This is a genomic window from Leucobacter holotrichiae (assembly GCF_055791005.1).
Window position 1 is genome coordinate 1 of sequence record NZ_JBVUAC010000009.1, and the last position, 16,678, is coordinate 16,678.

The 16,678-nt window shown below is 70.2% G+C and carries 12 protein-coding genes and 1 tRNA gene; 9 read left to right on the forward strand and 4 right to left on the reverse strand.

The genetic code is table 11. From position 1 onward, the window contains the following. Positions 1–303: 303 nt before the first annotated feature. A tRNA-Arg gene (locus AC0KXF_RS11745) sits at positions 304–377 on the reverse strand. 211 nt (positions 378–588) lie between these two features. On the opposite strand from AC0KXF_RS11745, the gene AC0KXF_RS11750 reads away from it, so the two are divergent. The 4 genes from AC0KXF_RS11750 (at position 589) to AC0KXF_RS11765 (ending at position 7,356) form a co-directional block, all read left to right on the forward strand. Continuing rightward, complete coding sequence (locus tag AC0KXF_RS11750) at positions 589–1,128, forward strand: adenine phosphoribosyltransferase (RefSeq protein WP_473109474.1); 540 nt, start codon at positions 589–591, stop codon at positions 1,126–1,128. A gap of 39 nt (positions 1,129–1,167) precedes the next feature. Further along, positions 1,168–4,329: a serine/threonine-protein kinase gene (locus tag AC0KXF_RS11755; protein ID WP_473109369.1), complete on the forward strand. Its 3,162-nt coding sequence runs from the start codon at positions 1,168–1,170 to the stop codon at positions 4,327–4,329. A gap of 20 nt (positions 4,330–4,349) precedes the next feature. Then, positions 4,350–6,083 carry an AMP-binding protein gene (locus AC0KXF_RS11760; protein ID WP_473109370.1) on the forward strand — a complete coding sequence of 578 codons (1,734 nt, stop codon included), beginning with the start codon at positions 4,350–4,352 and terminating at the stop codon, positions 6,081–6,083. Positions 6,084–6,147: 64 nt separating this feature from the next. Then, positions 6,148–7,356: a cobalamin-independent methionine synthase II family protein gene (locus AC0KXF_RS11765; RefSeq protein WP_473109371.1), complete on the forward strand. Its 1,209-nt coding sequence runs from the start codon at positions 6,148–6,150 to the stop codon at positions 7,354–7,356. Between the two features lie 111 nt (positions 7,357–7,467). On the opposite strand, the gene AC0KXF_RS11770 is transcribed toward AC0KXF_RS11765, so the two are convergent. Further along, positions 7,468–8,661 (reverse strand): o-succinylbenzoate synthase, encoded by a 1,194-nt coding sequence (locus tag AC0KXF_RS11770; protein ID WP_473109372.1) that lies wholly within the window; start codon positions 8,659–8,661, stop codon positions 7,468–7,470. Positions 8,662–8,699: 38 nt separating this feature from the next. On the opposite strand from AC0KXF_RS11770, the gene AC0KXF_RS11775 reads away from it, so the two are divergent. The 5 genes from AC0KXF_RS11775 to AC0KXF_RS11795 all read left to right on the forward strand — a co-directional run bounded on the left by AC0KXF_RS11775 (position 8,700) and on the right by AC0KXF_RS11795 (position 14,202). Continuing rightward, positions 8,700–9,050 carry a TfoX/Sxy family protein gene (locus tag AC0KXF_RS11775; protein WP_473109373.1) on the forward strand — a complete coding sequence of 117 codons (351 nt, stop codon included), beginning with the start codon at positions 8,700–8,702 and terminating at the stop codon, positions 9,048–9,050. A gap of 186 nt (positions 9,051–9,236) precedes the next feature. Continuing rightward, positions 9,237–10,196 (forward strand): 1,4-dihydroxy-2-naphthoyl-CoA synthase, encoded by a 960-nt coding sequence (locus tag AC0KXF_RS11780; protein ID WP_223045040.1) that lies wholly within the window; start codon positions 9,237–9,239, stop codon positions 10,194–10,196. A gap of 299 nt (positions 10,197–10,495) precedes the next feature. Next, positions 10,496–11,920 (forward strand): MFS transporter, encoded by a 1,425-nt coding sequence (locus AC0KXF_RS11785; RefSeq protein WP_223045039.1) that lies wholly within the window; start codon positions 10,496–10,498, stop codon positions 11,918–11,920. A 45-nt stretch (positions 11,921–11,965) separates the two neighbouring features. Next, entirely contained in the window at positions 11,966–13,252 is a 1,287-nt protein-coding gene (locus tag AC0KXF_RS11790) for an AMP-binding protein (RefSeq protein ID WP_473109374.1), read from the forward strand. Next, positions 13,249–14,202, forward strand: coding sequence for a 1,4-dihydroxy-2-naphthoate polyprenyltransferase (locus tag AC0KXF_RS11795; protein WP_473109375.1), 954 nt, complete (start codon positions 13,249–13,251; stop codon positions 14,200–14,202). Before AC0KXF_RS11790 ends, AC0KXF_RS11795 begins: the two co-directional genes overlap by 4 nt. A 137-nt stretch (positions 14,203–14,339) precedes the next feature. On the opposite strand, the gene AC0KXF_RS11800 is transcribed toward AC0KXF_RS11795, so the two are convergent. Together AC0KXF_RS11800 and AC0KXF_RS11805 are read right to left on the reverse strand one after the other, a co-directional pair. After that, a complete protein-coding gene (locus tag AC0KXF_RS11800; RefSeq protein WP_473109376.1) occupies positions 14,340–16,094 on the reverse strand; it encodes a bifunctional 3'-5' exonuclease/DNA polymerase in 1,755 nt (584 codons plus the stop codon). Positions 16,095–16,252: 158 nt separating this feature from the next. Next, positions 16,253–16,630, reverse strand: a complete 378-nt coding sequence (locus AC0KXF_RS11805; protein WP_473109377.1) for a DUF4229 domain-containing protein — start codon at positions 16,628–16,630, stop codon at positions 16,253–16,255. Positions 16,631–16,678: the final 48 nt, after the last annotated feature.

Below are 16,678 nucleotides of genomic sequence, written 5' to 3' on the forward strand. Positions count from 1 at the left end.
GGCCAACACCTCCGCTACGCTACCCATGGCGGCATAACCACCTGTAACACCGTGTCCACGATCAAGGGTCAAGGCCCCACATCGAGGTCTTTCGGATAGGCGGTGTAGGAACTCCCATCATCGAAAGACCTCGATCTATTTCCTCATCGCCACTCCGGGCACCACCTCTACACCCTCAATTACGAAGAGCCGGCAAAACTGCTGAGTACTTCGGTCGCGTTCCTGCTCGGCGAAGTTGATTACGATGGAGTCTTGGTGCAGCAAGAAACCCCCGCCCCTATCGCGACGGGGGTTTCAGATCTGTGCGCCCCGAGGGATTCGAACCCCCGACCTTCTGATCCGTAGTCAGATGCTCTATCCAGCTGAGCTAGGGGCGCATTGTCGGCTTCACCAACCAGAAGAACATTACACGAGTCGGGTCTGCTCCTCAAATCAGGGTCGGCGGATCGTGTCGCGCGGGCGTGTCGCGTCTTTCCTGGTGGACCGGGCCTCCCAGTTCGAGTCAGCGACTCGCTCTGCTCGCGCCGACCGGCCGCTCCACCGATTACCCTGGTTCACGTGCCGGAGATCCAGAACGACCATCTCAACATGCCCGCCTTCCCCGATTCGAGCGCCGAGCTCGAACGAGCGGAGTCGCTGATCCTCGAGATCCCCGACTACCCGAGCGCGGGGATCCTCTTCCGCGACATCACGCCGCTGCTGGCCGATGGTGCTGCCTTCCGGGCCACCGTCGATGCCCTCATCGCACCGTTCCGCGGCATGTTCGACGTGGTCGCCGGCCTCGAGGCCCGCGGCTTCCTGCTGGCGAGCGCGGCCGCCTACGCGAGCGGCGCCGGGCTCATGCCGATCCGCAAGGCGGGCAAGCTGCCGCGCCCCGCCGCGAATGTCGGATACTCGCTCGAGTACGGCATCGCAGAGGTCGAGGCGCACGCCGATTTCCCTCGCGGCTACCGCGTGCTCGTGATCGACGATGTGCTCGCGACGGGCGGCACCCTGGCCGCCGCGCACGAGGTGCTCCGCAAGCTCGACTACGAGGTGGCCGGCACGGCGGTGCTGTTCGAGATCGAGGGGCTCGGCGGGCGCGACGCGATCGCCGACCCTCGGCTGCACACGGTCTTCCGCAGCTGAGCCGCGAGCGATGTCGGTGGTCGTCGCTAGGCTCGGATCATGCGCGGAGCACAGGGGCCGAACAGCGAGGGGCCGCATGAGTCCGATCCCTTCGACTTGGAGGGGTCCGATCCCGAGCTGCTGAACACGGGCCGGATCCCCGATCCGCAGCCCGAGCACACCGCGCTGTTCAGATGGCTCGCGGGCGTGCTCACCGCCGTCGAGGCGAGGCTGCGCGCGGTGGGCGGGGTCTCGCTGCGATGGATGATCAGGATCGCCTGCGGGCTGATCGGGGCGGTCGGCGTCTTCCTGCTGGTGGGCCCGGTCATCAACGAGCCCATGGACTTCGACGATGTGATCGCCTCGGCAGAAGTGGACGAGGTCGACTGGATCGCGCGCGACGTCGAGATCGACTACGTCGTCGAGCGGGATGCCGACGGCGCGTTCGCGTCGCGGGTGGAGGAGAGCTACACGGCCGACTTCCGCAACGGACCCGAGGCCGCGGTCGAGCGCACGATCGTCACCGAGTTCCGGGGGCACGACGTCGAGTTCGAACTCGGCGCCGTCACTGTCGATGGCGAGGAGGTCGAAGCCGAGGTCGAGCGCGCCGCGACCACGACCACGGTGCGCATCGAGCCCGCCGACGGCGGTCGCTTCGAGGGGGAGCCGCGGATCGCGATCGCGTATGAGCTGCACCATCTCATCGCGCCGGAGACCGACGAGGCGACCGGTCGCACTGTCGACAGTCTGTCGTGGCCGCTCTTCGCGCCCACCTGGCCGCAGGCGACCAAGGGCATCGACGTCTCGCTCACTCTGGCTCCCGAGCTCGACGACGCGCTCGTGCGCCAGCCTCGCGCGTATGTGGGGTGGCTCCTGGTCAGCGGCACCGCGTGGCTGTCTCCCGAGGGCGAGTCAGCGGCGGGGGTGCGATACTCCTTCAGCAACGACGACTCCCTTCCGCCCAACGCCGACATCTGGATCGACGCGAGCTTCCGCGAGGGCACCTTCGCGCAACCGCCGAAGACGACGCTGTTCTGGGTGCAGAGCTACGGCCCGCTGCTGCCGCTCGCGGTGCTCGGCGTGCTGCTGCTCTTCTCCCTCGCCGCGAGGCGCATCGTCTGGGCCGACAGCGCGGGCGAGGCCTGGTACGTGCCCCGAAGCGAGCCGCCCGACGACCTCTCGCCTGAGCTCGCGGCGCAGCTGCTGGGAAGACCGCGGCACGCGGAACTGGTCGATGCCCTGGCTGAGCGACCGACGGCGCGGCGACGCGGCGGCGGGAAGCGAGCCCCCGGCGCGGAGGAGCGCGCCCGCTGGATCGCGGGAGCGGCTCGGGCCGGCCGACGCGCCGGCAGGTGGGGGAACACCCCGTCGGCATGGCGCTGGACGAGACGGTGGAGGGTCGGCGGCGAGGTCGAGGCGCGGGGCCTGAGATGGGTGCCGGACAGCTACGTGCGCGATGTCTTCCTGCTCGCGCCTGTCGCCATCACGCTTGTGCAGTGGGGGCTCCTGCGGCAGCTGTCGCACCAGGTGATCCTGCTGGTCGTCTGGTGGCCGGTGGCCTTCGTCGTGGGCTCGACGCTGCTGGCCGTCGCGACGGTGGCGGCCGTGCGGCGACCGCGACCGCTCACCCGGGAGGGCGCGCTCAGCGTGCAGCAGCTCAAGGGCATCGAGGCGTACGCCCGCGCGGTGAGGCTGCGGGATCGGGGCCCGCTCGACGACCCTCTGCTGCCGTACGCGCTGCTCTTCGAGAGTCCCCGTGATGCGGGGCGCGCGGTGGTGGACCAGGCCGCGCGCGAGTCGGTCGATCCCGACCCGGCCGGCGGCTGGCGCACGGACCACTTCGTCTCGGTCCCCTCGCTGCTCGCGCTCGCCGCGGCGGTCGCGGTGCTCGCCGGATCCGTCATCGCGGTTTCCACGCAGCCGCCGCCGTACGACAGCTCCGTCGACCCGGTCACCAGGCACGACGAGCTGCCCGGCACCTTCTACTCGGAGGTGCAGGGCTTCGAGATCGAGGCCGAGCTGTCGCGGTCGAGCGACGGCCGTGCCGAGTTGCAGGTCACCGAGACCAGTACCGTGCGCTTCGACGGTTCGGGATCCCGGGTGCCGCAGTTCGCTCGCGAATGGCCGGATAGGAGATTCGGACAGGATCTGGGGCTCGAGGTGGGCGAGGTGCGCGTCGACGGCCGGCCCGCCCCGTTCCGCGAAATGCCGCAGCGCGAGAGCCTGGCCGTGGTCACCCAGTTCGAGGAGGTGCTCGACGGATCGCACGAGGTCGAGGTCGAGTACACGCTGACGAACGCGGCGGTCGATGCCCCCGGAGCGGCGAACTCGAACGAGCAGGTGCGATGGGCCGCCTGGTACTCGTTCTGGGAAGACGAGTTCTACACCACGGCCGGGGAATACTTCGAGGGGCGCTCTCCCGTGAGGCCCGTGCGGGTGCAGCTCACAGTCGCTCCCGATCTGGTCGGCGAGATCGTCGACGCGGGGTGGATCGCCTCCGATCACGAACGACGCAAGCACCCGGGAGAGCACGGCAACTGGATGCGGCCCTGGGTGTACGAGAACCGGGTCTACGACGATCGCGGTGATGCCTTCGACCTGCGGATCGGCTCCGAAGAGCAGCGCGACGACGGCGCCGTCGTGGTGACGCTCGACGTCGACGAGGTCGGCTCTCGCCCGGGAGCGCGGAGTGCGGCTGGGGAATCGGGGGAGCCGTTCGAGGCCGATCCGGAGGTGAACTCCTGGCTCGGCAAGCACGAGCTGAGACTGAGCTCCGACCTCGGGGCGCGGATCGACTTCGCCCCGGGCACCTTCGCGGGACTCGACACGGGCGCGTACGAACGGTATCTCGCCGGATACCGGCTCCCATTCACGACATTGCTGGGTCTCGCGGGCGCCGTCATCGCCGCATCGATCGGGGTCATCGCATACGTCGTGCGCACCTCCCGCCGGGCCGGCCTCTCGCTCGCCGCGGTCGCCGTCGTCGCGATCCCTCTCGCCGCGGTCGCGCAGTGCGTGCTCTTCTTCTGGACGGTGCCCACGATGAGCGGCAGCGATGCGCGAGGCGGGCTCGGGATCGCTGTGGGCGGTCTCATGCTCGCGGCGGTCATCACGCAGGCCATGCTCGTGCTCAGACGCCGAGCCTCGGAAGCCGATGCGCGAGGGCAAGGTGCGGATGTCGGAAGCGGATCCCGTGCCCGCGCGGCTCGGAGGAGGCGCTGACGAGGGGCAGAATAGAGACCATGACTGACATCGACGCCACGCGCGCCTTCTTCTCGGCCCGCGACCAGTTGCTCGACCTCGCGGGAGATCCTGCTCGTGCCCGCTCCGAGTTCCGCTGGCCCGATGTCGGTCAGCGCTTCAACTGGGCGCACGACGTATTCGACGCGATCGCCGAGAACAACGACCGGACGGCGCTCTGGATCTCCGAGGAGGACGGCTCCGAGACGAAGCGGAGCTTCGCCGAGCTGAAGCAGCGCTCGGATCAGGTGGCCAACTGGCTGCGGAGCATCGGCGCGAAATCGGGCGATGTCGCGATGCTCATGCTCGGCAACCGCGTCGAGCTCTGGGAGATCATGCTGGCCGCACTGAAGATCGGCGTCATCATCCTGCCGACTTCCGTGGTGCTCGGCTCGCACGAGCTGCAGGATCGCGTCGAACGGGGCCGAGTGCGGTGGGTCTTCGCCGAGGCGGAGGACGCGGCGAAGTTCACGGAGGTTCCCGGCGAGTATCGCGGAGTGGGTGTCGATCTCGAGAACGCGTCGCGGGATCATCGCGCACTGCTCTTCGACTGGATGCGCTATGAGGAATCGCGATCCGCATCGCTCGCCGCGATCCGCAAGACCACCGCGAGCGACGACCCCGCGCTGCTCTACTTCACGTCGGGCACCACGAGCCTGCCCAAGATCGTCGTGCACTCCCACACCAGCTACCCGCTCGGCCACCTCACCACCATGTCGTGGCTCGGTGTGCGCCCCGGCGACGTCCACTCCGTCATCAGCGCCCCCGGCTGGGCCAAGCATGCCTGGTCGAGCTTCTTCGGGCCGTGGCAGGTCGGGGCGACCGTCTTCGTCGCGAACCAGGCGCGCTTCGACCCCGAGGCGCTCGTCGCCGAACTCGATCGCGCCGGCGTCAACACCTTCTGCGCACCGCCGACGGTGTGGCGCATGCTGATCCAGCATCGCCTCGATCGGAAGCCGCGCGGCCTGCGCGAGGTCATCTCGGCCGGCGAGCCGCTCAACCCCGAGGTCATCGCTCGCATCCGCGAGTGGTGGGGCCTCGACATCCGCGACGGCTACGGCCAGACCGAGACGACCTGCCTCATCGGCAACATGCCGGGTGACCCGATCGTGCCCGGCGCGATGGGGAGCCCGCTCCCCGGAGTGGACGCCGTGCTCGTCGACCCCCTGACCGGCGAGGAGGCCGCCGAGGGCGAGATCTGTCTGCGGCTCGCCTCGGAACCGGTGAACCTCATGCCCGGGTACTTCGGCAACCCCGAGGCCACGGAGAAGGCTACAGCCGGCGGCTTCTTCCACACCGGCGACGTCGCGCAGCGGGATCCCGAGACGGGCGTGCTCACCTTCGTCGGGCGCACGGACGACATCTTCAAGTCGAGCGATTTCAAGGTCTCCCCCTTCGAGGTCGAGAGCGCGCTCATCGAGCACGAGCTCGTCGCCGAGGCCGCCGTCGTGGGCGCCCCTGACAGCACCCGCCTCAACGTCACCAAGGCCTATGTCGCGCTCGCCGCCGGCGCGACCTCCGATGCCGAGACGGCGCGCGCGATCCTCGCCCACGCCCGCGTCGCGATGCCGCCGTACATGCGCGTGCGGCGCGTCGAGTTCTTCGAGCTGCCGAAGACGACCTCGGGCAAGATCAGGCGCGTCGAGCTGCGGCAGCGCGAAGAGGCGGCGCACGCCGCGGGCGAGCGCATCGCGACCGAGTGGCGTGAGGAGGATTTCCCGGGCCTCAAGGGCTGAGGGCTCCGAGTCATCTGTCGTCATACTCGCCCTGAATGTCGGTGGGCTCGTTTAGATTCGGAGCATGAGCACCATCGAGACGACCACCGCGGGCAGCCTGCCCCGCACCCGTGCCCTCATCGAGGCGAACGCCGCCCGCGAGTTCGAAGACGACGGCTTCACCCTGAAAGTCACGCCCGAGTTCGACGCGCTCGTCACCGAAGCGGTGCGCGACGTGGTCGAGCGGCAGCGCGAACTCGGCATCACGCAGCCGGGCGACGGCGAGTTCGGCAAGGCCATGTCGAACGCCGTCGACTACGGCGCCTGGTGGGGCTACTCGTTCCAGCGCGTGAACGGCCTCTCGCTGACCGAGGTCAACGCGTTCAATGAGCCGCCCCGCCGGTCCGAGCCCGGCAGCATCCGGCTCACGTCGTTCCTCGACCGCCGCGACCGGCAGATCTTCGCGGATGCCTACGGCGATCCCGAGAGCGGCATCGCCACCGGCCGCAACGCCACGGCGTTCCCGACCACGACCGGTGAGATCAGCTACCGGGGGCAGCAAGCGGTGGCCGCCGACACCCGCAATCTCCGCTCGGCGCTGGGGGAGGGCGAGATCGGCTTTCTCACGGCGATCGCTCCGGGCTCAGCGGCCCGCGTGCGAAACGACTTCTACGAGACCGAGCAGCAGCACATCGATGCGTGGGTCGAGGCGCTGCGCGAGGAGTACCGCGCCATCACCGACGCGGGGCTGATCGTGCAGCTCGACGACCCCTCGCTCGCCGAGAACTGGGATCAGATCAACCCCGAGCCGAGCGTCGAGGAGTACCAGGCCTTCACGCAGATCCGCATCGACGCGATCAACGAGGCGATCAAGGGCCTGCCCAAGGAGCAGGTGCGCCTGCACCTCTGCTGGGGCTCGTGGCACGGCCCGCACACGACCGATATCGAGCTGAAGCACATCCTGAGGACCGTGCTCGGCGCGAACGTGGGCCAGATCTCGTTCGAGGCGGCCAACGCCCGCCACGAGCACGAATGGTCGGTGTGGGAGGAGAACAGGGACCTGATCCCCGACGATCTGATTCTCGTGCCCGGCGTGGTCGGTCACTCGACCAACCTCGTCGAGCACCCCGACCTGGTGGCGCAGCGCATCGAGCGTTTCGCGAGGATCGTGGGCCCCGAGCGCGTCATCGCAGCGACCGATTGCGGCCTCGGCGGGCGGGTGCACCCGCAGATCGCGTGGGCGAAGCTCGAATCGCTCGGCGAGGGCGCCCGGCGCGCCGCGACTCGCGTCTGAGCGGGTGCTGCCGGCGCGGCGCCCCGTGCTCGCACCCAGGCGCTCTGCTCAGCACCCGTGAGAGGTCGAAAAGGGCCGCGCTTTCTTTGACGATGCGCCCTTATTGACCTCTCACAGGGCGGCGAGGAGCGCGTGGCAGCGCGCCACGCGCTCCCGCCACCAGCGTTCGCGCTCGGGAGGCGCGGCGTGTCGATCGAGCAGCGCGGCATCCAACGCGGGGCGCCGCACTTCGATCGAGCCCTCGCGGGGGATCAGGGGATCGGCGGTCACGTCTCCCTCCAGCAGCGTGACCGTGCCGAGACCGCAGGCGCCGTGCAGCACCCCGGCCGATCCCGAACCCGCCGCGGATCCTGCGCCGCCGGCTGATCCTGCGCCGTCGGCCGATCCCGAGCCGAGCTCCGCTCCCGAGGCTCCCTCGTTCCCCGCAGCGGGCAGCGCCGCCGCGAGATGCAGCCCCATCGAGATGCCGACCGAGGTGTCGAGCGCGCTCGACACGACCACGGGCAGGCCGGCCTGCTCCACGATGTCGAGCGCTTGCCGGATCCCACCCAGCGGTTGCGCCTTCACGATGAGCAGGTCCGCGGCGCCCGATCGGGCCACCGCCAACGGGTCGGCGGCCTTGCGCACGCTCTCGTCGGCGGCGATGCGCACCAGGGGGGCGGGGCAGCGGACTTGTAATCCGTGGGTCGCGGGTACGGTCTCATCGAGGCCGCTCGAACCGTGCACCCGCTGATCAGGAGTCAGCCTGCGCCGCACCTCGACCAGCTCGGTGACGCTCGCGCACGGCTGCTCCGCGTAGTCGAGATCGAACTCGGCGAGGGCCCGCAGCGCGGCCTCGCCCTCCTCGACCGACCAGCCGCCGTTCGCGTCCACCCGCACCAGAGCGTCCGCGCCCATCGCCTCGCGCACGGCGCCCACCCGCGCGACGTCGTCGGCGAGGGACTGGCCGCGCTCGGCCACCTTCACCTTGGCCGTGCGGCAGCCCGGGAAGCGGGCGAGGATTCCGGGAACCTCCCCCGCCGGCACCGCGGGCACGGTGGCGTTCACGTCGATGCGATCCCGCACCGGCGCCGGCTGCTCGGCCCACCCGAAATCGAGAGCGGCCGCCAGCCACGCCGCCGCCTCCGCGTCCCCGTACTCCGGGAACGGCGAGAACTCGCTCGCGCCGAGGGGCGCATCGAGGATCACGGCCTCGCGCACCGAGATGCCCCGGAAACGGGTACGGGTCGGGATCGAGACCACACGCATCGATTCGAGCACCTCGGTGAGGGGCGGAAGAGCGGATCCTGGTCTCGAGAAACTCATGCCTCGATCCTGCCACCGAACCCGGCTACTCTGGCCGCATGAGCACTCGCGCGGAGACCATGGAGTTCCTTCTCGACCAGCTGAGCGCGCTGCCCGGGGTCCGCAGCCGCAAGATGTTCGGCGAGTACTGCGTCTATTACGACGAGAAGCCCGTCGCCTTCGTGTGCGATGACGAGTTGTTCGTGAAGCCCACCGAGGCCGGCCGCGGCTACATCGGCGACCCCGACGAGGCGCCCGCCTACCCCGGCTCGAAGATGTACTTCCGGGTGAGCGGCGACCGCTGGGAGGATCGCGAGTGGCTCGCGGGGCTCATCGACCTCACCGCCGCGCAACTGCCGGCTCCGAAGCCGAAGAAGCCCAAAGCGCCGAAGGCGCGCACCGCTCTTTGAACCTGTCGAGGGGAGCCTGCTGAAGGAGCCCTGGGATGCAGTGCCCATCCACCCCTCGAGATACGGATTTCGCACGCCGATTCGCGGTGCGGCGAGCGAGATTCGTATCTCGGCGAGGTACGAAGCGGGTGGGAAGCGCGCGGGTGACGAGGGCGCTCACGGACGCGAACTCCTATGCTGGATCGCATGACGCAGCAGGATCCGCACCCCGCCCATCCCCGCGAGACCGAGCAGCCCGAGCTGGTCTCCGATCTCTTCGATCCCGCAGAGTGGGAGGCGGCCCCCGGCTCGGCCGACTACACCGACATCACGGCGCATCTCAGCCGCGACGGCCGCATCGCCCGTGTCGCATTCGATCGACCCGAGGTGCGCAACGCCTTCCGCCCCCACACCGTCGATGAGCTCTACGACGCGCTCGAGCGCGTGCGCGTCAACCCGCGCGTGGGCGTGGTGCTGCTGACGGGCAATGGACCCTCGCCGCGCGATGGGGGCTGGGCGTTCTGCTCGGGCGGCGACCAGCGCATCCGGGGGCGCGACGGCTACAAGTACAGCGACTCGGAGACGCAGGTCGGGCCCGATGCGGCCGCGCGAGCCGGGCGCCTGCACATCCTCGAGGTGCAGCGTCTCATCCGCTTCATGCCGAAGGTCGTCATCGCGCTCGTGCCCGGGTGGGCCGCGGGCGGCGGGCACTCGCTCAACGTGGTCTGCGACCTCACGATCGCAAGCCGTGAGCACGCGAGGTTCAAGCAGACCGACGCCGATGTCGGATCGTTCGACGCCGGTTACGGCAGCGCGTACTTCGCACGCCAGGTCGGGCAGAAGAACGCCCGTGAGATCTTCTTCCTCGCCCGCGAGTACTCGGCGGATCGTGCGCGCGAGATCGGGGCGGTGAACGAGGTGGTGCCGCACGCGGAGCTCGAGCGCACCGGCATCGAGTGGGCGCGCGAGATCCTCGGCAAGTCGCCGACGGCGATCCGCATGCTGAAGTACGCCATGAACGCGGTCGACGACGGGCTCGTAGGGCAGCAGCTCTTCGCCGGCGAGACCACGCGCCTCGCGTACGGCACCGACGAGGCCGTCGAGGGGCGGGACTCGTTCCTCGAGAAGCGCGACCCCGACTGGGCGCCGTTCCCGTACTACTACTAGGGGTTTCGCTCCCCGCGCGAGGGCGGGCCGGCGTTCCGGCCTGCCTCGCGCCCGTACACCACGTCTGCCTCGCACTCCGCACACCACGCTTGCCGCACCGATCGACGTTCATGCACCGCATTCAGGTGGATCGGGGTGCGTGAACGTCGATCGGTGCGCTTGGGGCGGGGAGGTCAGGCTGCAGGCACCAGGCACCAGGCACCAGGCACCAGGCACCAGGCACCAGGCACCAGGCACCCGGCACCCGGCGGCACCCGGCTTCGCGCCGCGGGAACCGCACGGGTGTAGCATCGCAGGTGATGACGAGGCTCAACAGACGACCACCTGGCTGGGCGACTGTCGCCGCACTCGCGTTCGCGGGGCTCACCTCCGCCTTCATGTTCACGCTGGTCGTGCCGCTCCAGGGCGAGTTGCCCGAACTGCTCGACGCATCGCGCGAGGACACCACCTGGGTCGTGACGGTCACGCTGCTCGTGGCCGCGGTCGCGACGCCCATCTCGGGTCGGCTCGGTGATATGTACGGCAAGCGGCGGGTGGTGTTCGTGCTGCTCATCGCGTTGATCGTGGGTTCGCTCGTCGCCGCCCTCTCGTCCTCGATCGTCGGGGTGATCATCGGGAGGGGCCTGCAGGGCATGACGACCGGGGTGATCCCGCTCGGTATCGCGATCATGCGCGACGTGCTGCCTCCGGCGAGACTCGGCACGGCGGTCGCGCTCATGAGCGCGACGATGGGCGTCGGCGGAGCGGTCGGTATGCCGCTCGCCGCATTCATCGCGGAGACCTCCGACTGGCACGCGCTGTTCTGGATGTCAGCCGGCCTGGGCATGATCTGCATCGTGGCGGTGGTGTTCGCGGTTCCCGAGGACACGATGATCTCGGGCGGTCGCCTCGATGTCCTCGGGGCGATCGGGCTCGCCGTCGCCCTCACGGGCCTGCTGCTCTTCGTCTCCCGCGGCGCTGAGTGGGGGTGGGGTTCCCCGCTCGCCCTCGGGTCGGTCTCGGTGGGTGTGATCGTGCTGCTGGTCTGGGGCGCCTATCAGTTGCGCGCGAAGGATCCGCTCGTCGACCTGCGGGTAGCCGCGCGCCCGACGGTGCTGCTGACGAACCTCGCGGCGATCGGCATGGGTTTCTCGCTCTTCGGATCCAACGTCACCTTCCCGCAGCTGCTCGAGATGCCGCCCGAGACGGGGGCCGGCTTCGGCCTCACCATGATCGAGGCGGCGATCTGCATCATGCCGTCGGGCCTCATCATGATGGTGCTGTCGCCCCTCTCGGGCAAGCTCGAGCGGGTCTTCGGGCCCCGCCCGCTCTTCACCATCGGTACGTCGTCGATCGTGGTGGCCTACGTGTTCGTGCTGCTCTGGTCGAGCGAAGTGTGGCACATCGTGGTGGCGAACGCGATCATCGGTGTCGGGATCGCTTTCTCGTTCGCGGCGATGCCGATGATCATCATGGGTGCGGTCCCCGCGCACGAGACCGGGGTGTCGAACGGGCTGAATGCGCTGTTCCGCTCGGTCGGCACCTCGGGAGCGTCGGCGGTCATGGGCGGCGTACTGGCGGCGATGAGTTCGGAGCATGCGGGACGGGTCGTGCCCACCGCGGACGCCTACGCGGTCTGCTTCTGGATCGCGATCGCGGCGGCGGCCGTCGCGACGGTGCTCACGCTCTTCATCCCGCGAGGTCCGTGCTCGGAGCCGCGCCCCTCTCTGCCTCCGTCCCGCTGAGCCGGGCCGGATCCGCTCGTCAGACCCGGGTAGTAACCTGGACCGGTGACTGCGTCTCATGGACTCCGCGCCATCCCCACCGAGGATCGAGCCTGGCTCATGGCCGCGCTCGGCGACGCGCTGAACGGCGGTACGCCCGTTCTGCCGGTCCCCGGCGGGCAGTTCGAGGACGAGGCCGTGCTCGCCCTGCAGCAGGCCGAGCTGCCCGAGGGCACCGCGGTGGTGGTGCGCACCTCGGGGTCGAGCGGCGTGCCCAAGTCGGTCGCCCTGTCGGCCGCGGCACTGCGAGCCGGGGCGGAGGCGACGCATGTGCGGTTGGGCGGAGCGGGGCAGTGGCTCGTGGCGCTTCCCGCGCACCTGATCTCCGGGCTGCAGATGCTGGTTCGCAGCGAGGTGGCCGGCATCGCGCCGCGCTTCTTCCCGACTGCCGAGGGATTCGATCCCGGTCGACTGCTCGAGGAGGCCGAGCATCTCGAGGCCGAGCGGCGGTATGTCTCGCTGGTGCCGGTGCAGTTCTCGAGGCTGCTCGATCTGGCCGAGCAGGATCGCGACGCCGCCGACGCGCTGCGACGGTTCGATGCGGTGCTCGTCGGCGGGCAGGCAGTGCCGCTGCAGATGCGGCGGCGCGCGTTCGAGCTCGGGGTTCCGCTGAAGCGCACCTACGGCATGACCGAGACCGCGGGCGGTTGCGTCTACGACGGGGTCGAGATCGGCGACACCCGGGTGCGCATTCGCGAGGGCGAGGTGCAGCTCGCCGGGCCGTCGCTGGCGCTCGGCTACGTCGGCGATCCCGAGCTCACCGCGGAGCGTTTCATCGAGGACCGCGACCGCGACGGCACCGCGACCCGCTGGTACCGCACGGGCGATGCCGGTGAGCTGCTCGGCGGAATGCTGACCGTGACCGGGCGTCTCGACCGGGTCGTCATCTCGGGCGGGATCAACGTGTCGCTCGACGAGGTCGAGCGCGTCGTGCGTGATTTCGACGGCTGGTCGAGTGCCGTCGCGGTGGGAGCGCAGCACCCCGAGTGGGGGGAGCGGGTGAGCCTCGTCGTCGAGGCGGATCCGGGTGCGGTCGCATCCCCCGAACGTGTCGAAGGGGGCGAGCGCCCCGCGCGGGGCCGGGCCGCCACCCGGGCGAGCTTCGACGAGGTGAGCGCCGCGGTGCGGGATCGCCTCGGCGTCGCGGCGGAGCCCGTGTGGGCCACCGAGACCGACAGCATCCCGAGACTCGCGGGCGGCAAGCCCGATCTGCGAGCGGTCGAGGAGTGGTTGGAGCGTCTGCGGGCGAGCTTCCGCGAGACGCGGATCGCTGCGGGGGAGGAGCAGGAGTGAGCGCGAAGGACCGGCGAAGGTCAGGCAACCCGGCCGTGCGGGCCGCGGCCGAGCGGCAAGTCCAGGCCGGTGAGACGCCGAGGATCACCTGGCGCAGCTGGGTCGGCGGAGCGCGCCTGCGCACGCTGCCGCTCGCGGTCGCCCCGGTCGCCGCCGGATCCGGGATCGCGCATATGGTGCAGGGCTTCTCGCTGCCGCTCGCACTGCTCGCGCTCGCGGTCGCCGTCTTCCTACAGATTGGCGTCAACTACGCCAACGACTACTCCGACGGCATTCGTGGTACCGACGAGTTCAGGGTCGGACCGGCCCGGCTCACGGGTTCCGGCCTCGTGAACCCCAAGAAGGTGCTCGCGACCGCCCTGGTGTTCTTCGCGCTCGCCGCCGTGGCCGGGCTCGTGGCCGTGGTCATGAGCGGACGCTGGTGGTTCCTCGCGCTCGGAGTGCTCGCGATCATCGCCGCCTGGTTCTACACGGGCGGCAAGCGCCCCTACGGGTACGCCGGCCTGGGCGAGGTGATGGTGTTCATCTTCTTCGGGCTTGTCGCGACCGTCGGCACGGTCTACCTGCAGACGGAGATCGAGACCCAGGAGGCCTGGGTGACCGGTGCCGCGGTCGGGTTCTTCGCGGTCGCCGTGCTCGTCGTCAACAACCTGCGAGACATCCCCACGGACCGCCTCGCGGGCAAGAAGACGCTCGCGGTGAGGATGGGGAATCGCGCCTCCCGCGCTCTCTACATCGTGTGCGTGCTGCTGCCGTTCGCGGTGCCGGCGCTGTACGGGCTCGTGAACCCCGGCATGGTGCTCGTGTGGTTCGTGCTGCTGATTGTGGCGCCCTGCGTGCTCATCGTCATCACCGCGAAGACGCCGCGCGAGCTGATCCTCGTGCTGCAGCTCACCAGCCTCGCCGCGCTCGCCTACGGAGTGCTCGTCGGTATCGCCTTCGCGTTCTAGCCGGGGCGCCGTCCCGCTATTCGGAGCTCACCCGTCTTTCGGATCGATCCGCGGGTTCTCATCCGAGATACGGGTGAGCTCCGAAGTTGTGGCCGGCTCGGCGGGCCCTCCCCCGGGTGAAGCCCGGCCCGCGGGGGTCACTCCTTCGTCGCCCGCTCGGAGATGCGCACATCGAGCGGGAAGTCGACCGGGGCGCCGCCGAAGAGCAGTCGCCCCGCAGCCTCGGCCGAAGCCCTGACCGCGTCAGCGACGGTTTCCGCCTGAGACGCCGGCGCGTGCACGATGACCTCGTCGTGCAGGAAGAACACGAGATGCGGGCGGCGTTCGAAGGCGGGGCCGGAGGCGGAGGCGGGATCGACGCGCTCATCGAGCGGCAGCGCGGCGAGCCGCAGGCGCAGTTCGGCCAGCCAGGCCAGAGCCCACTCGGCTGCGGTGCCCTGGACCACGAAGTTGCGGGTGAATCTGCCGAACTCGCGGGCCGCGCGCCGCGCCGCGCCCTCGTCGCGCGAGGTGGCCCCGGGAAGGCTCGCGCGCGATTGCAGTTCCGCCCACTCGGAGCTCGGCGCGGGGGAGGACCGGCCGAGCCAGGTCGACACGATGCCGCCCTGCTCGCCGACCTCGGCGGCGCGATCCACGAGCCGCATGGCGGCGGGAAACCCCTGTCTCAGCCGGGGCACCAGGCGGCCGCTGTCGCCGGTCGTGGAGCCGTACATCGCCCCGAGCACGGCGATCTTCGCCTCCTGCCTGGTGGCGACGATGCCGCTCTCCATGATGCCCGAGTAGAGATCCTTCCCGTATCCGGCCGCGGCCATCGCGCGGTCTCCGGCCATGGCCGCGAGTACCCGAGGCTCGAGCTGCGCGACGTCGGCCGAGACGAGCATCCAGCCCGGGTCGGCCCTGAGCGCCGGACGCAGCGCGCGGGGCAGCTGCAGCGCGCCCCCGCCGCTCGACGCCCACCGGCCGGTGACCACCCCTCCCGGCACGTACACGGGGCGGTACCGGCCCTCGTGCACCCACTCGTCGATCCAGCTCCAGCCGTTCGCGTTCAGCAGCCGCGACAGCTTCTTGTAGCGCAGCAGCGGTTCGATGGCGGGGTGCTCGAACTCCGCGAGTTCCCAGCGCGAGGTCGAACCGGCGTCGATGCCCGCCCGCCTCAGGGCGCGAAGCAGCTTCGGCGGAGAATCGAGGCTCGCCTCGCGATCCCCGAGCGCCGTGCGCACCTCGTCGGCCACGGCCTGCATCTTCGCGGGCTTGAAGTCGCCCGGCGGCCGCGGGCCGAGGGCCTCGGTGAGCAGGCGATCGTGCTCGGCGGCATCCCACGGCACGCCCGCCGCCCGTAGTTCGACCGCGACGAGCGCGCCGGCCGATTCTGCGGCGAGCAGCAATCGCAGGCGCCCCGGATCGGTGCTCGCCGCGATCGCCTCGAGCTGCCGGTCGAACTCGGCGCTCACGGACGCGGTGCCGTGCGGCGCTGTGCTGGCAGGCCCGCTGGGTTCGTCGAGATCGAAGAGCGCGGTATCGGCCGACGGGCCCTCCGGCTCGGCCGTCGGTGCGGCATCCCACTCATGGGCGGCGAGCAGTGGGCCCCGATCCCGCACCAGCTCCGACTGCCGCAGGATCGCGTGCCCGAGCCGCAGATCGTGGCAGCGCTTCACGCGCACCCCGGCCGCGAGCAACTGCGGATACCAGCTCGGTGCGTCGCTCCACACCCAGCGCGGGGCAGATCCGCCTCGCTCCCGCTCCTCGACGAAGTCGGGCAGCGCCTCGCTCGCGAGACCCACCGTTTCGCCGCGGGTGCCATCGGCGCGCACGTCGACGGCGGTCACTGCCCCGGTCCCATCGCGCCCCAGCAAGCACCACCGGGGTGCTGCGGTCGCGGTCGTCTCAGTCACAGCTCAACGGTACTGCGACCGCCGGCATTCCCGCCCCGGCGGTCGCAGCGGCCGGGCCTCACCCCGAGAGGTCGAAAAGGGCTCCGGATCGCGAGAACCCGAGCCCTTTTCGACCTCTCGGCGGCTCGGGGTCCGCCCCGATCCCGATCAGCCGCGGATCACTCCGAGCGGGTGCGAGGGGAGTGCTCGGATCCTGCCGGTCGATCCCGAACCGCCTCGGCACTCTCGTCAGCGAGATCCTCGTCAGCGACTGCCTCGACCGCGTCGACGGACTCGTCCTCGACGATGTCGTCGGCCGTGCGATCCCGATTGCGCCACTCGTAGATGCTCTCCGAGGCCGCCTCGCGCGGTTTCGCCAGCAGCAGCACCGAGAGCGACACGCTGATGAGCGCCGCGAGCACCGCCGCGATGAGCGCCGAGAGCATCATCGAGAACCGCAGCGACAGGCCCAGCACGTAGATGAGCGCGAACGGCACGGCGAAGAAGAGCAGACGCAGTGCGGTGTAGGTGATCCAGGCGGAGCGGGGGGTCTTCACCCGCCCGAGTGTACCGAGGCAGTCTGAACCGCTCCTGGCCGCAGATCC

Excerpts from the sequence above, each read along its gene's own strand:
- AC0KXF_RS11770 (WP_473109372.1), bottom strand. The coding sequence starts at position 8,661 with ATGAGTTTCTCGAGACCAGGATCCGCTCTTCCGCCCCTCACCGAGGTG.
- AC0KXF_RS11775 (WP_473109373.1), top strand. The coding sequence starts at position 8,700 with ATGAGCACTCGCGCGGAGACCATGGAGTTCCTTCTCGACCAGCTGAGC.
- AC0KXF_RS11785 (WP_223045039.1), top strand. The coding sequence starts at position 10,496 with ATGACGAGGCTCAACAGACGACCACCTGGCTGGGCGACTGTCGCCGCA.
- AC0KXF_RS11760 (WP_473109370.1), top strand. The coding sequence starts at position 4,350 with ATGACTGACATCGACGCCACGCGCGCCTTCTTCTCGGCCCGCGACCAG.
- AC0KXF_RS11755 (WP_473109369.1), top strand. The coding sequence starts at position 1,168 with ATGCGCGGAGCACAGGGGCCGAACAGCGAGGGGCCGCATGAGTCCGAT.
- AC0KXF_RS11765 (WP_473109371.1), top strand. The coding sequence starts at position 6,148 with ATGAGCACCATCGAGACGACCACCGCGGGCAGCCTGCCCCGCACCCGT.
- AC0KXF_RS11780 (WP_223045040.1), top strand. The coding sequence starts at position 9,237 with ATGACGCAGCAGGATCCGCACCCCGCCCATCCCCGCGAGACCGAGCAG.
- AC0KXF_RS11750 (WP_473109474.1), top strand. The coding sequence starts at position 589 with ATGCCCGCCTTCCCCGATTCGAGCGCCGAGCTCGAACGAGCGGAGTCG.